Origin of the sequence: Pseudomonas sp. ok266 (assembly GCF_900110195.1) — a bacterium.
GTDB lineage: Bacteria > Pseudomonadota > Gammaproteobacteria > Pseudomonadales > Pseudomonadaceae > Aquipseudomonas > Aquipseudomonas neuropathica.
Window position 1 is genome coordinate 1 of record NZ_FOCU01000012.1, and the last position, 14,990, is coordinate 14,990.

The 14,990-nt window shown below is 58.3% G+C and carries 14 protein-coding genes; 6 read left to right on the plus strand and 8 right to left on the minus strand.

Features of this window, described 5'->3' with window-relative positions; all coding sequences use genetic code 11:
* Positions 1-428 precede the first annotated feature (428 nt).
* Positions 429-1,082, plus strand: a complete 654-nt coding sequence (locus tag BMY54_RS21630; RefSeq protein ID WP_256573931.1) for a trimeric intracellular cation channel family protein — start codon at positions 429-431, stop codon at positions 1,080-1,082.
* A gap of 126 nt (positions 1,083-1,208) precedes the next feature.
* On the opposite strand, the gene BMY54_RS21635 is transcribed toward BMY54_RS21630, so the two are convergent.
* The 6 genes from BMY54_RS21635 to BMY54_RS21665 form a co-directional block, all read right to left on the minus strand.
* The gene (locus tag BMY54_RS21635; protein ID WP_034152479.1) at positions 1,209-1,976 is read right to left on the minus strand and encodes an SDR family oxidoreductase; all 768 of its coding nucleotides are present in this window, start codon (positions 1,974-1,976) and stop codon (positions 1,209-1,211) included.
* Between the two features lie 22 nt (positions 1,977-1,998).
* A complete protein-coding gene (locus tag BMY54_RS21640; protein ID WP_093437060.1) occupies positions 1,999-3,066 on the minus strand; it encodes a phosphotransferase family protein in 1,068 nt (355 codons plus the stop codon).
* 220 nt (positions 3,067-3,286) lie between these two features.
* The gene (locus tag BMY54_RS21645) at positions 3,287-4,255 is read right to left on the minus strand and encodes a 2-hydroxyacid dehydrogenase (protein ID WP_093437063.1); all 969 of its coding nucleotides are present in this window, start codon (positions 4,253-4,255) and stop codon (positions 3,287-3,289) included.
* Between the two features lie 171 nt (positions 4,256-4,426).
* Positions 4,427-4,855: a hypothetical protein gene (locus tag BMY54_RS21650; protein WP_093437066.1), complete on the minus strand. Its 429-nt coding sequence runs from the start codon at positions 4,853-4,855 to the stop codon at positions 4,427-4,429.
* 15 nt (positions 4,856-4,870) lie between these two features.
* Positions 4,871-5,350 (minus strand): DUF4822 domain-containing protein, encoded by a 480-nt coding sequence (locus tag BMY54_RS21655; protein WP_093437069.1) that lies wholly within the window; start codon positions 5,348-5,350, stop codon positions 4,871-4,873.
* Positions 5,351-5,809: 459 nt separating this feature from the next.
* On the minus strand, positions 5,810-6,193 hold the full coding sequence (locus BMY54_RS21665; RefSeq protein WP_093437072.1) for a tautomerase family protein: 384 nt from the start codon (positions 6,191-6,193) through the stop codon (positions 5,810-5,812).
* Positions 6,194-6,435: 242 nt separating this feature from the next.
* On the opposite strand from BMY54_RS21665, the gene BMY54_RS21670 reads away from it, so the two are divergent.
* From BMY54_RS21670 to BMY54_RS21680, 4 genes are all read left to right on the plus strand, one after another.
* Entirely contained in the window at positions 6,436-6,630 is a 195-nt protein-coding gene (locus BMY54_RS21670; protein WP_016982943.1) for a hypothetical protein, read from the plus strand.
* 49 nt (positions 6,631-6,679) lie between these two features.
* On the plus strand, positions 6,680-6,850 hold the full coding sequence (locus BMY54_RS30645) for a hypothetical protein (RefSeq protein ID WP_016982944.1): 171 nt from the start codon (positions 6,680-6,682) through the stop codon (positions 6,848-6,850).
* Positions 6,851-7,103: 253 nt separating this feature from the next.
* Positions 7,104-8,384, plus strand: a complete 1,281-nt coding sequence (locus BMY54_RS21675) for an HAAAP family serine/threonine permease (RefSeq protein ID WP_093437075.1) — start codon at positions 7,104-7,106, stop codon at positions 8,382-8,384.
* A gap of 80 nt (positions 8,385-8,464) precedes the next feature.
* Positions 8,465-10,111, plus strand: a complete 1,647-nt coding sequence (locus BMY54_RS21680; protein WP_093437078.1) for a SulP family inorganic anion transporter — start codon at positions 8,465-8,467, stop codon at positions 10,109-10,111.
* Between the two features lie 205 nt (positions 10,112-10,316).
* Here BMY54_RS21680 and acnB read toward each other — a convergent pair whose 3' ends face one another.
* Positions 10,317-12,926, minus strand: a complete 2,610-nt coding sequence (acnB, locus tag BMY54_RS21685; protein WP_093437081.1) for a bifunctional aconitate hydratase 2/2-methylisocitrate dehydratase — start codon at positions 12,924-12,926, stop codon at positions 10,317-10,319.
* 468 nt (positions 12,927-13,394) lie between these two features.
* On the opposite strand from acnB, the gene BMY54_RS21690 reads away from it, so the two are divergent.
* Positions 13,395-13,865, plus strand: a complete 471-nt coding sequence (locus BMY54_RS21690; RefSeq protein WP_064117650.1) for a DUF1289 domain-containing protein — start codon at positions 13,395-13,397, stop codon at positions 13,863-13,865.
* 162 nt (positions 13,866-14,027) lie between these two features.
* Here BMY54_RS21690 and BMY54_RS21695 read toward each other — a convergent pair whose 3' ends face one another.
* Entirely contained in the window at positions 14,028-14,891 is an 864-nt protein-coding gene (locus BMY54_RS21695) for a universal stress protein (RefSeq protein ID WP_093437084.1), read from the minus strand.
* Positions 14,892-14,990 lie beyond the last annotated feature (99 nt).

The window sequence follows — 14,990 nt, forward strand, 5'->3', positions numbered from 1 at the left end:
ACTCTGTTCAATTGTAGGAGTGAGCCTGCTCGCGATGAGGCTCTATCAGGCAAAGCACATTTCAATTTGCCAATCCTCTCGAATCTGAACGCAAAATCGACAGCCACTTCCTCCCGATCCGGCCGATTCACTGGCGCTTGCGGGGGGCTCGGCTATAAAGAATGAGTGGTCAGGTCTTCCGTGGTCGGTTCGGTCGCGGGAGTTGCTCTTCCATTTGTCGCGGGTCGTCCTATGAACAATCTTGGGAAACGCGTGTTGCCGTTGGCTTTCTTTGCAGTGTTGTTGGCGGGTTGCGCCAGTCCTCCACCCCCTCCACCGGCAGCGCCGCCGCCACCGCCGGAGCGCACGTGTCAGGTGCTCGAAAACACTGAGGTCGCCGGTGACGTGTACGCCGACGGGCAGGTTACTCGACACATCACGACCACCCGTTGCGTCACGCAATAGCGCCTGCGGGGCGGCAGTCCCGGGTTGAGCGGATTGTGCTGGTGGCCGACCTGGCCGGCACTGCGGTGTTTGCCGTGGAAGGCGCTATTGCGGCGATGCGCAGTCAGCTCGACTTGCTCGGTGTGATGGTGATTGCGTTTATCGTCGCCCTCGGTGGCGGGGTGACTCGTGATTTGTTGATCGGTGCGACGCCACCCAATGCCGTGGCCGATTGGCGCTACCCGGCGCTGGCGTTTTTCATGGGCGGGCTGGCGTTTGCCTTTCATGAGCAGGTGCTGGGCTGGTCCGGTTCAACCCTGATTGTGCTGGATGCAGCAGGCTTGGCGCTGTTTGCCGTGGCCGGTGCGCAGAAAGCGTTGAATTTCGGGATTACGCCGTTTGTGGCGATGCTGATGGGCACCATCACCGGCGTCGGTGGCGGGGTGATACGCGACATTGTGCTGGCGCGGATACCGTTGGTGTTGCAGGCGGATTTGTATGCGAGTTCGGCGTTTGTCGGTGCGGCGGTGTTGATCATCGGACGCAGGCTGGGCGTTTCGCCGGTAGCGGCGGCGTTGCTGGCGGGGGCGGCGTGTTTGCTGTTGCGTTTGCTGTCGGTGCATTTCGGCTGGCAGTTACCGAAAGTCCTCGATGCCTGATTCAAGCAGTGACCTGTGGGAGCGAGCTTGCTCGCGAATGCGGTGTGTCAACCAAATCATTGTCGATTGACACTACGCCTTCGCGAGCAAGCTCGCTCCCACAGGGTTAATCATTTGCCGTTTAAATCAGGACAGAAACCCACCGTCCACATTCAGCGCAACCCCGGTGGTGTAGCTCGACGCATCGCTCGCCAGGTACAGCACCGCGCCGGCCATTTCGCTCGGATCAGCCACACGCTTGAGCGGGATCTGCGTCAGTGCTTGCTTGAGAATCGCATCATTCTTCACCAGTGCCGAGGCAAATTTGGTGTCGGTCAAACCCGGCAGCAGCGCGTTGCAGCGGATGCCGAACTGCGCGCATTCCTTGGCGAAGACCTTGGTCATGTTGATCACCGCCGCTTTGGTCACCGAGTAGATGCCCTGGAAGATCCCCGGCGAAATGCCGTTGATCGACGCGACGTTGATGATGCTGCCGCCACCGTTTTCGCGCATCAGCTTGCCGGCTTCGACCGACATGAAGAAGTAGCCACGGATGTTCACGTCAACGGTTTTCTGGAACGCACTCAGATCGGTGTCCAGCACATTGCAGAATTGCGGGTTGGTCGCGGCGTTGTTGACCAGAATATCGAGGCGGCCGAACTGTTCCTTGATCCCGGCGAACACCTGGCTGATCTGTTCCATTTCACCGATGTGGCAGGCCACGGCCGTGGCTTTGCCGCCGGCGGCGATGATCGCGTCGGCGACATGCTGGCAGCCGTCGAGCTTGCGGCTCGACACGATCACATGGGCGCCTTGCTGGGCCAGCAGTTTGGCGATGGCTTCACCGATGCCACGGCTGGCGCCGGAAACGAAAGCAATTTTACCGTCGAGGTCGAACAACTGAGTCTTGGACATAAGGGTTCCTGGGTGTGGGCCGTCAGAGGCTCGATTTCGCAATGACCTGCAAGCTCATCTGCTCCAGCAGTTTGTTCATGTGAATGAACTGCGCGAAGCGTTTGTCCTGGGTCTGGCCGTGGTAGAAGCGGTAGTAGATCTGCTGCACGATGCCGGCCAGACGGAACAGGCCGTAGGTGTAGTAAAAGTCGAAATTGTCGATCTGGATGCCCGAACGTTCGGCGTAGTAATCGACGAACTCGCGGCGGGTGAGCATGCCCGGCGCGTGGCTTGGCTGGCGGCGCATCAGTTGCACCGGCGCCGGATCGTCCGCCTGAATCCAATAGGCGAGGGTGTTGCCCAGATCCATTAACGGGTCGCCGAGGGTGGTCAGTTCCCAGTCGAGTACGCCGATGATCTGCATCGGGTTGTGCGGGTCGAGGATGACGTTGTCGAAGCGGTAGTCGTTGTGGACGATACTTGAGGTCGGGTGGTCGGCCGGCATCTTGTCGTTGAGCCAGGCTTTCACTGCTTCCCAATGCGGCGCATCCGGGGTCAGGGCTTTTTCGTAGCGCTCGCTCCAGCCTTTGATCTGACGGGCGACGTAGCCTTCCGGTTTGCCCAGATCGCCCAGGCCGCAGGCGTTGTAGTCGACGCGGTGCAGTTCGACGAAGCGGTCGATAAAGCTTTTGCACAGGGCTTCGGTCTTTGCCGAATCAAGGCCCAGCTCCGGCGGCAGCTCCGAGCGCAGGATGATCCCTTTGACCCGCTCCATGACGTAGAACTCGGCGCCGATCACCGATTCGTCGGTGCAGTGCACGTAGGCCTTCGGGCAATACGGAAAACCGTCGCGCAATTGATTGAGGATGCGGAATTCACGGCCCATGTCGTGGGCGGACTTGGCCTTGTGGCCGAACGGCGGACGGCGCAGGACGAATTCCTGTTCCGGGTATTCCAGCAGGTAGGTCAGGTTCGACGCACCGCCAGGAAACTGGCTGATCGCAGGTGTGCCGCTCAGGCCTGGAATGTGCGCCTTGAGGTACGGATCGATCAGGCTGGCATCGAGTTCTTCGCCAGAGCGGATACGGGTGGACTGGTCAGTAAGCGCCATGCTTATCCCTTCTGCTTATTTTGGAGGCCAGACATCATTGGCTAATCTAATGGCGCGCTCGGGGCGCCACAAGCGCGAGTCGGTCTTATAGGCTAGCGTGTTGCCCGATAATCACCTTTGGGAATGTGCGCGAAAAGTCGCGGTGAACCAGGGTTTTGCGGATATGCCGTGGCCGAAAAGGAGGGCTGGGACGAGCGCTCGACACGTCGTCCGGCGTGCTTCAGTGCACGCGCTGGTTGTTGAGTTTCGGAGGCAAGGCAATGGGCGTCAGTACCGGTTCGCCCGAAAAAAACGCCACGAGATTTTTGCCCACCAACTCCACCGTGCCTTGAGTGGCTTCCGGTGACAGGCCGGCGACGTGTGGCGTCAGTAGCACGTTGCTTAGGGTTTTCAGCGCATCCGGCACTTGCGGCTCGTGGTCGAACACATCCAGTGCGGCGCCGGCAATTTTGCGTTGCTCAAGCGCCGTGATCAGATCCGCAGTGGCGATCACACTGGCGCGGGCGATATTGACGACAAAGCCTTTCGGCCCCAGCGCATCGAGCACCGGGCGAGTCACCAGATGCTGTGTGCCGATGCCGCCAGGCGTGGCGATGATCAGGAAATCCGAGGCCCGTGCCAGTTCGGTCGGCGTCGAGCAGAACGTGTAAGGCACATCGCTGCGCACCTGGCGGCTGTGATAGCTGATCTCCATGTCGAAGCCAAAGTGGGCGCGTTTGGCTATCGCCATGCCCACGGCGCCCAGCCCGAGAATCCCCAGGCGTTTGCCGGCCAGCGACGGGCGCATGATCTTCGGCCATTCACCGCGGCGTACCGCAGCGTCACAACGAGGGATATCCCGGACCAGCGCCAGCAGCATCGCCATCGCATGGTCGGCCACCGACGAGGCATTGACCCCGGCGCCGTTGGTGACGGTAATGCCACGGTTACTGGCGGCTTGCAGGTCGACCTGCTCGTAACCGGCGCCGATCACCGTGATGATTTTCAGCGCGGGCAGGGCGGTGATTTCATCGGCGGTCAGGCCCAGCGGGCCGCGGGTCAGCACCGCGTCGATGCGGCTGCCGTGAGTGGCGATGGCTTGCGCACGCTCGGCCGGCGTGGGGGCGAGGATCAGGTGAAAACCCTGATGTTCGAGGATCGGCAAATAGTCATTGATGGTTTCAACCAGTACCAGAACGGTTGCGGGCATTGCGCGGCTCCTGTGAACGTCGGCGGGTCGGTCGCGAAAGTCGTTTCAGAGTGCTGAATCCGCAGCGGCTTGGCAATCGTTGTCATTCACGCAGTGGTGCTTTGATTCTGGACGGCTTCGGGCAAGAAGCAAGGGTAGGCAGCACACCGGTGATCCGGTGTGCTGTCGGCATCATTGGGCTGCTTGGGCTTTGGTTTGTTCTGCGAGGGCAATCGGCTTGAAATCATAGGTTGGATAAAACTCGGTTCGGTAACTGCCCCATGCGGTGTTTTCCAGGGCGAGGTTCACTTCTGCCAGCCGTGAGGCGGGGAAGCGTACGGTCACCACTTGGCCAATGCCCATCATGATGTTCCAGCTCACCACTTCGACCCCGGCGGGGGGGAAGGTCTTGTAGAAGCCTTGTTGTGTGAGCTGGGCCTTGAGTTCGCTCAGCGGGCGGGTCTGATCATGTTTCAGAAACACGGTCAGCATCATTGCATTGTCGGCGGTGGCAACAGTATTTGTGGCGGGTTGGGTGGCGGCTTGCGCACTGACTCCGGCGCAATACACCGTGGAGGCCAGCAACGTCGACATCAGCAGGGTTTTAACTGTCTTTTGCATGTTGAACTCCTGGTTTTATTGTTTGATGGCGGATTTGGTTTCTACGGTGCCGGTATACGGCGCGTGAACGACATGAATACGTACAAGTGGATTGTTGTCGATCATGTCGCGGGGGACTTCCCGAGAGTAAGTGAATTCACTGTTGTTCAGTGTTTCCAGGCGCCTGACAATTGTTTTGGTCGGACCGATATCGGGTACCAGAATGTGCTGTTTCTGGTTGCCGGTGACAAAGAAATAACCGCCTCCGCCTTTGTTGTACTTTGACTCGCCTGTGTCGGTGTAAAAGAACTCGTATCGATTACTCTCGAGATCCCAGGTCGATATACCTACGACGCCGGGATACTTCGCCTTGACGTCTGTTTCAGGAGCGCCATCGATGTAGACCTTGGTAGTCAGCCATCGCGGCGAAGAAGCCAGCTCGCGGACATCAGCGCTGGCAAGCGGGGTGAAAAGCAGTCCGGTCAACAGCAGGCCGGTGATCGTGCGCTTTTGCATGCTTTTTCCTCTTTATCAAACTTCGAAGGTCGTTTGCGATTGGTCTTTCGTCATTCAGGGCGTGAAAAATATAGGCCTGAAAAAGAGGATTGTTCAATGGCTGCGTAGTTGCTTGTAACAAATGACTGTTATTCGGATTTCGGTAATATTTCGTCGTGGTTTTATTAGGTGTTTTTGATTGTAGGATTATTCTGAAATATCGATAGGCGAAGGGCTTTTTATTGGTGTTTTCTGTAATTCATAGCGCAGATGACATTAGAGAAGTACACGCAGTTGTAGGATGGAGGATAAGGTTACAAATTCGTGATTGACGCAACCGCAGCCGGCGAAGTTGCGTCAATTTCAAGGAGCGTTTCTTTTAAAACCTGACATCCGCACTGTCGATTACTCGTGCGAAGGCAGCGCCGAGGGTTGCCTTGTGATGTTTGATGATCGCTTCGGCCGCTAGCTGGCTAGGGGTCAGGTGACGTACTGGGCAATGCCATTGCCGAATGACCAGTTCTCTTTTTTCACCTCGACCAGATTGATGAACACGTCTTCCAGGCGCACCGCCAACTGCGCGTGCAGACCTTCGGCGATGGTTTTGAACAGCAACTGTTTTTTCTCCACTGTGCGTCCTTCGCTGATGGTGATCTGAATGAATACCACGCCGTCGCTGCGCTGGATCCCCAGATATTGCGGATCGTAGACCAGGTGCTGGCCATCGTGCTCGGTCAGGATCTGAAAGTTGTCGTGCTCGGGCACATCGATACAACTGCGCAGGGCGGCGTAGATCTGCTCGCCGATGCGTTTGGCGAAGTTGGGGTCGGGGTTTTGTCTGATGTCGACGCGAACCAATGGCATGGGAAGGCTCCGCAGGGCAGGGGGACTCATTTCACGCTAGATCATGTGGGCCAAATTGAAAGGCACGGGTACTTGATCGCGAGGTGTTTTCTGAAAGGTCTCTGTATGAGGCTGCCTACCTGACTCGAGGATTTTGCCTACGAAAACGCCGGATTCATCCGCTATCTGGCGCGAGATGATTTAGGAAATCATGAGGGCACAAAGCAGTCCCGCCAGTCACTGCCAATAGCCAAGGAAGGCGCATGCTTCAGGACGATCGCGAAAACCTGGAGCTCCAAAGGCTCCTGAATGAAACACGGAAACTCGTGGCGGAAAGACAAAAGCTTCTGGCTGAAGCAAAAAAGCTAAAGAGAGAGACGAGTTTTTACCCACTCGCGGTATTGGCTGGAGTGGTGACCGCAATCACTGCAGTAGTAGGCGTTTTTTTCAAGGTTTGAGTGTTCACGCTTCACAACAATCAGACCCATGACCCAAAAGGAAATCAAGATGAGCACATTTGACCGCAAGGCTATGATTGAACTATCGGATCGTGAGTACGATGAGTCGGTCGAAAGAATGCGTATCAAGGACAAGGACGATATGTATCCAATCTGGGGGATGCTGGCGTTCGGCATTTTTTGTATGTCGCTCGGATTCATCCTGGCACGATCAATCTGATCGATTCCTCGCGACTGCATCAAACGTTGGAGCTTGCCAGAAAACGACACAGCGCCTACCTGAAGCCGACAGTTATTTTCTCAAAAACGACACACCTCTAAACTGCTCCGCATAACCATTCCTCAGCTAAGTCTTTGCTTCTGCTCATTTATCGCGGAGAATCGCGCCCCTGTTTCGGCCGGAGCATGTCTGTCGGTTTTTTCCGACGCGTCTGACCGAGTGGCAAGTGACCGGAATGCGGAGATCCGACCGGATGAATGATCAGGCCAATAGCGTCGAAGAGCGCTTTGATGCAGCAGCACCTGCTGAACTTTCGAGCTGGAATCGCCAGGACACCACCTGGATGTTGGGACTGTTTGGGACGGCCATCGGCGCCGGTACCCTGTTTTTGCCGATCAACGCAGGACTGGGTGGCTTCTGGCCGCTGGTGGTCCTTGCGCTGCTGGCCTTCCCGATGACGTTCTACGCGCACCGTGGCCTGACCCGCTTTGTGCTTTCCGGTCGTGAAGGCGCCGACATCACTGAAGTGGTCGAGCAGCATTTCGGCATCAAGGCCGGCGCGCTGATCACCTTGCTGTACTTCTTCGCGATCTTCCCGATTCTGCTGATCTACAGCGTCGGTCTGACCAACACGGTCGCCAGTTTCCTTGAGCATCAATTGCACATCACGCCGCCACCGCGCGCGCTGCTGTCGTTCGTGCTGATCCTCGGTCTGTTGGCCGTGGTGCGTTGCGGTGAGCAGGCGATCGTCAAGGCGATGAGCCTGATGGTTTACCCGTTTATCGTCGCGCTGCTGTTCCTCGCCGTTTACCTGATTCCACACTGGAACGGCGGCATTCTCGCCACGGCTTCGCACGTGCCGGCACCGTCTGCGTTGCTGCACACGCTGTGGCTGGCGATTCCGGTGATGGTGTTCTCCTTCAACCACTCGCCGATCATCTCGGCGTTTGCGGTCGATCAAAAGCGTCGCTACGGTGTCCACGCTGAAGAGCGCAGCTCGCAGATCCTGTCCCGCGCGCACCTGTTGATGGTGGCGATGGTGTTGTTCTTCGTCTTCAGCTGCGTGTTGACCCTGTCGCCGGAGCAACTGGCCGAGGCCAAGGCGCAGAATCTGTCGATCCTGTCGTACCTGGCCAACCACTTCAGCAATCCGACCATCGCTTTCGCAGCGCCGTTGATTGCGTTTGTGGCGATATCCAAATCGTTCCTCGGTCACTACATCGGTGCCAGCGAAGGTCTCAAAGGCCTGATTATCAAGAGCGGCAAGCGCCCGGGCGCCAAGGCGCTGGATCGCATCGTGGCGGCCTTCATGCTGGTGGTGTGCTGGATCGTGGCAACCCTGAACCCGAGCATTCTGGGCATGATCGAAACCATCGGTGGCCCGGTGATCGCGGCGATTCTGTTCCTGATGCCGATGTACGCAATCCGTAAAGTGCCAGCGATGGCCCGCTATCGCGGCCAGGCGTCGAACGTGTTTGTAACGGCTGTCGGCCTGGTAGCGATTTCGGCGTTGATTTATTCGCTGACCGCGTAAGCTACAACTCCAGATACTCAGCTACAGTGGCCGCTGCATACGACGTATGCAGCGGCTTTTTTTCGTCTGGAGACAGTGGATTGTCGAGCGCCCCGCAACCTGTAGAACAACCCAATCGCTGGCGGGATGTACTCGCCGGTCTATCGATAGCCGGTCTCTTGCTACCCGAAGCGGTGGCGTATTCGACCATTGCCGCGCTGGCGCCACAGGCCGGGGTGATCGCCCTGTTTGCCGGGTTGCTGTGTTATGGGGTGTTCGGTACCAGTCGTTTTGCGATTGTGTCGGCAACGTCCTCGTCGGCCGCAGTGCTGGCGGCCGCGACGGCGACGCTGGCCAATGGTGACCCGCAATTGCGCTCGACCCTGGCAGTCGGCCTGGTGTTGGTCACGGGCGGGTTGTTTCTATTGGCTGGGCTCTTTCGTCTGGGCAGTGTCACCTCCTTCATCGCCAAACCGGTTTTGCGCGGATTCGCCTTCGGTCTGGCGCTGACCATCATTCTCAAACAGGTCGCCAGCGTGGTCGGCGTGCATCTGACCGACGCCAATCTGGTGCGCTTCGCCCCGCAATTACTTGAACAGCTGCCGCAATGGAACTGGCCGGCCGCGGCTGTTGCGGCCCTCGCACTGGTATTGCTCGGAGTATTTTCACGATTCCCGCGGGTGCCCGGTGGCTTGCTGGTAGTAGTGATCGGCATCGCCGCCGGGCAATGGTTGAATCTGTCGGCGTACGGCGTGCAGATGATCGGCATTATCGACCTGAGCCTGGAAGTTCCCAACCTGCCGGTGCTGCCATTCGCCGACTGGCTACGGCTGGGGGAGGTGGGTTTTGCGCTGGTGATGATTCTGTATGCGGAGTCTTATGGCTCGATCAGTGCGTATGCGCTCAAGCATGGCGACCGCGTCACCTCAAACCGTGATCTGTTGGCGCTAGGCGCATCGAATCTGCTCTCCGGGTTGTTTCATGGTATGCCGGCCGGGGCAGGGTACTCGGCGACCTCGGCGAATGAAGCAGCAGGTGCGACGTCACGCTGGGCCGGCGGTGTGGCGGCGTTGGTGGTGTTAATCATCGTGCTGACGGTGTTGCCGTGGATTGCCCTGACCCCGGAGCCGATCCTCGCCGCGATTGTCATGCATGCGCTGGGTCGCGGTTTGAGTCTGCAGCCACTGGGCCGCTACTTCATCTGGCGCCGGGATCGTGTGCTGGTGATCTGCGCGGTTTCGGCCGTGTTGGTATTGGGCGTGCTGGACGGTCTGCTGGTTTCGGTGGCGATCAGTGTGCTGCTGATGCTCAAGCAGATGTCGGCCGCGGACATTCAAGTGCTCGGGCGGATTGATGGCGGGCACGATTTTGTCGATGTGCAGCGTCATCCCGTTGCGCAAACGGAGCCTGGCGTACTGATCATTCGGCCCAGTGAGGCGTTGTTCTTTGCCAACGTTGAACGGATTCTGGGCGCGGCGTTACGGCTGATCCGCCATGCAGAAACGCCGGTGCATACGGTGATTCTGAGTCTCGAGGAGACGCCGGATCTGGATGGCACCAGCATTGAGGCGATGCAGGAGTTCTTTGTGCGGGTGCATCAGGAAGGCAAGCGTTTGATTCTGGCGCGGCTCAAGCATGAGGCGCTGGCGGTGCTGGAGGCGTTGCCCGAAGTGCAGGCCAACGCTGTGATCCTCAGCGGTCTGAGCGTCGATGGCGCCGTGCAGAAAGCCCTCACACTAAACCCGTAACCCTATCGGGGAAATGCAGGTCTCTTGTCTGGTAAGAATCAAATGTGGGAGCGAGCCTGCTCGCGAAAGCGATTCATCATCCAATAGTTACATCGACTGACACACCGCTTTCGCGAGCAGGCTCGCTCCCACAGGGTCTATGTGTGAGGCATAAAAAAACGCCGCTCATCTCACGATGGGCGGCGTTTTTCAGTGCGTTGTAACGTTAGGCTTGAACGACCGGGATATTGGCGTTCGCAGCAGCTTCACGGAACTCGGCGATCTGGTCGAAGGACAGGTAGCGGTAGATATCAGCCGCCATGCTGTCGATCTTGCCAGCGTATTCCATGTACTCCTCGACGGTCGGCAGGCGACCCAGGATCGAAGCCACGGACGCCAGCTCGGCCGAAGCCAGGTAGACGTTCGCGCCGTCGCCCAGACGGTTCGGGAAGTTACGGGTCGAAGTCGAGACCACGGTGCTGTTCGGCTCAACGCGTGCCTGGTTACCCATGCACAGCGAGCAGCCTGGCATTTCCATGCGCGCGCCAGCCTTGCCGTAGATGCCGTAGTAGCCTTCTTCGGTCAGTTGGTGAGCGTCCATTTTGGTCGGCGGCGACAGCCACAGACGGGTTGGCAGCTGACCCTTGACCTGATCCAGCAGTTTACCGGCAGCGCGGAAGTGACCGATGTTGGTCATGCACGAACCGATGAACACTTCGTCGATCTTCTCGCCAGCAACGCTGGACAGCAGACGGGCGTCGTCCGGATCGTTCGGCGCGCACAGTACCGGCTCGTTGATGTCGGCCAGATCGATTTCGATGACTTCGGCGTATTCGGCGTCGGCATCGGCTTCCATCAGTTCCGGGTTGGCAACCCAGGCTTCCATCGCTTGGGCGCGACGTTCCAGGGTACGTGCATCGCCGTAGCCTTCGCCGATCATCCAGCGCAGCAGGGTGATGTTGGAGTTCAGGTACTCGGTGATCGACTCTTTCGACAGCTTGATGGTGCAACCGGCAGCCGAACGTTCGGCCGAGGCGTCGGACAGTTCGAACGCCTGCTCCAGGGTCAGACCTTCCAGACCTTCGATTTCCAGGATGCGGCCGGAGAAGGCGTTTTTCTTGCCTTTCTTCTCGACGGTCAGCAGACCGTTCTGGATGGCGAAGTAAGGAATGGCATGAACCAGGTCACGCAGGGTGATGCCAGGCTTCATTTTGCCTTTGAAACGCACCAGGATCGATTCCGGCATGTCCAGCGGCATAACGCCGGTGGCTGCGGCGAACGCAACCAGACCGGAACCGGCCGGGAACGAGATGCCCATTGGGAAACGGGTGTGCGAGTCACCACCGGTACCCACGGTGTCTGGCAGCAGCATGCGGTTCAGCCACGAGTGGATGATGCCGTCGCCCGGACGCAGGGAAACGCCGCCGCGGGTCATGATGAAGTCAGGCAGGGTGTGGTGGGTGGTCACGTCGATCGGCTTTGGATACGCCGCGGTGTGGCAGAAGGACTGCATCACCAGGTCAGCCGAGAAGCCCAGGCACGCCAGGTCTTTCAGTTCGTCACGGGTCATTGGACCGGTGGTGTCCTGAGAACCCACGGTGGTCATCTTCGGTTCGCAGTAGGTGCCAGGACGGATGCCTTTGCCTTCTGCCAGACCGCAAGCCTTGCCGACCATTTTCTGCGCCAGGGTGTAACCCTTGGTGCTTTCGATCGGTGCATCAGGTTTCTTGAACAGATCGAACGGTGGCAGACCCAGTTCGGCGCGAGCCTTCTCGGTCAGGCCACGGCCGATGATCAGCGGGATACGGCCGCCGGCACGGACTTCGTCCAACAGCACCGGAGTCTTCATTTCGAAGGTGGTCAGGACTTCGTCGGTGCCGTGTTTGCAGACTTTGCCAGCATGCGGGTACAGGTCGATCACGTCGCCCATGTTCATGTTGGAAACGTCGAACTCGATTGGCAGTGCGCCGGCATCTTCCATGGTGTTGTAGAAGATCGGAGCGATTTTGCTGCCGAAGCAGAAACCGCCAGCACGCTTGTTCGGCACGTAAGGAACGTCGTCGCCGAAGAACCACAGCACCGAGTTGGTGGCCGATTTACGCGACGAACCGGTACCGACCACGTCACCGACGTAGGCGATCGGGAAGCCTTGACCGCGCATTTCTTCGATCTGCTTCATCGGGCCAATGGCGCCCTGCTGATCAGGAACGATGCCGTCGCGGGCCATTTTCAGCATGGCCAGGGCGTGCAGCGGGATGTCTGGACGCGACCAGGCATCGGGAGCAGGGGAGAGGTCGTCGGTGTTGGTTTCGCCGGTTACCTTGAACACGCGCAGGCTGATCTTGTCGGCCAGGGTCGGACGGTTTTTGAACCACTCGCCGTCAGCCCAGGATTGCAGCACGGCTTTAGCGTGAGCGTTACCGTTCTTGGCTTTTTCCGCGACGTCGTGGAACGCATCGAACATCAGCAGGGTGTGCTTGAGTTGCGCGGCAGCGACCGGCGCCAGCTCGGCGTCGTCCAGCAGGTCAACCAGAGTGACGATGTTGTAGCCGCCCTGCATGGTGCCGAGCAGTTCTACAGCGCGTTTTTTGTCCAGCAGAGGGGAGGAAACTTCGCCCTTGGCCAGTGCAGACAGGAAGCCGGCTTTGACATAGGCCGCTTCGTCCACGCCTGGTGGAATGCGATTGGTGATCAGGTCAACGAGAAATTCTTCTTCGCCAGCCGGAGGGTTTTTCAGCAGCTCGACCAGGCCTGCTGTTTGTTCGGCGTTAAGCGGCTGGGGAACGATACCCAGGGCTGCACGCTCTTCGATATGTTTGCGGTAGGCTTCAAGCACAGTTATTACCCTCATCAGTGGTCCCAAATGGGTGTCCGGGACGCTCATCCCGAAATTGCCGTACTCATGCTCCTCACGACGTTGTGGGTCGTTCGGCCAGAATTACCGGCAATTCCTTACAGAAGCTGCTTTCAAAGTTTTACGCCTGCAGAACGGGGAGCTGATGAGGGTTGGCGCTGGATTTTTCCCCGCTGGAAAAATCCCTCGCCAACACCGCTCTGAAGGAACGACTGTGCTCGTGACGCTTTGAAAACAGCTTCTAACGGACATTGGCGCCTTAAAAGGCTGGCTGATTCTACGGCAAAAAAAATTTAAAGGTAAGTCGGGCTCTATTGGACTTTCGTGGCAATGCGCGTGGCCAGGGCAAACGCCGCGCGTGGCTGTGACCCTGAAGTTTGAGGGGTGATCAATGCCCGACAAAGGGCTAACATGCCGACCTGTTCCGCGTTTCAGTGTTTTACCTACCTTATGCCCAATCAGACCATCAAGACCCCCTGCGTCGGCCTCTGCTCCACTGTTTACGGTGATCTGGTGTGCCGTGGCTGCAAGCGTTTCCACCACGAAGTGATCCACTGGAATGGCTACAACGAGGAAGAAAAACGTGCGGTGTGGCTGCGTCTGGAGCAATTGCTGTCACAAGTGATGGCGGCCAAGGTCGAGATTTTCGATTCGGCGCGCCTGCGCGAGCAACTGGAACAGCGCAAGATCCGCTTCGTGCCGCATCAGTCGGAATATTGCTGGGCGTATCAGCTGATTGCCCGTGGGGCGCGGGTGATCATTAATCTGGAAGCGTACGGGATGGTGTTGCTGCCGGAGTTTCGCGACTGGAACCTGCCGGAATTGCGCGATGCCATTGATCGGGAATTCTTCCTGCTGTCGGAAGCGCACTACCAGCGCTATATCGCCCCGGGCTTTCTGAAAGACGCCTTCGGCGCCTAGAAGCTTCGCGAGCAGGCTCGCTCTCACATTTTGCAATGCATTCCAATTGTAGGAGTGAGCCTGCTCGCGATAGCGATCTATCAGTCAACATTGTTGTTGTCTGGCACACCGCCATCGCGAGCAGGCTCACTCCTACAGGGATCGCATTTCAATTTGGGCTGTTTAGTGCTTCACCGCCAACTCCACCAGGTGATCCTCAACCTCCTGCGGCTTGAGCACCAGCACATCACTCTCCAGTTCATCCAAAACCACTTCAGCCGTATTGCCAATCAGAGCCCCTGACAACCCGGTCCGCGCCACCGTGCCAATCACGGTCACCGCCGCTTGCAGCTTGTGCGCCATGAACGGAATCAACACGTCCGCCGGGCCTTCTTCGATGTGCAAATGCTCATCATCGACATCGAATTCCGCCTGAAACGCTCGACATTGCTCGCGGTAACGCGCCTCGATGGTTTCGCTCAGTTGCAGCGTCGGGTCTGCAGCCGACAGCATCGGTGATGGATGCGCAGCGATCACATGCAGATGCGCCTTGGCCAGGCTGGCGATGTCGTAGCCATGATCAATGATCGTCGTGTGCAAATGCCGATGTTCACCATCGGCATTGCCCACGTCCACGGCTGCCAGAATCACCTTGTCCTTCCACGAACCGGCGGTTTTCACCAGCAGCACCGGGGTAGGGCAGTGGCGCAGGAGCTTCCAGTCCGCCGGGGTCAGCAGGGCCTTTTTCAGTGAGCTGTCGGGGAAATGCTGCTTGATCACCAAACCGCAGCCCTCGGCCTGCTGCACCTCGATGATGGTTTCATGCAGGCTCTCGTTCCACGCCTGTTCGGTGGTCACGCTGTAGCCGTCGGCGATCAGCGCGGCTTTGAGTACGCCAAGCATGCCGGCGTGGTCGTGCTTCTTGTCGCACACCAGCAGGTGCAGATGGGCCTGGGTCACGCCGGCGATCAATTTGGCGCGCTTGAGCGCCAGGCTTTCCGAATGTTCGGGTTCAATGACCACCAGAATGCTGCGAATGGCTTGCATGAGCGGAGTCTCCAGCAAAGAAAAGGCACGGCGTTGCACAACTATAGTTGCTGTCCGATCGTGCGCGACTTGATGCATATCAACGCCAGCCGCTGGTGG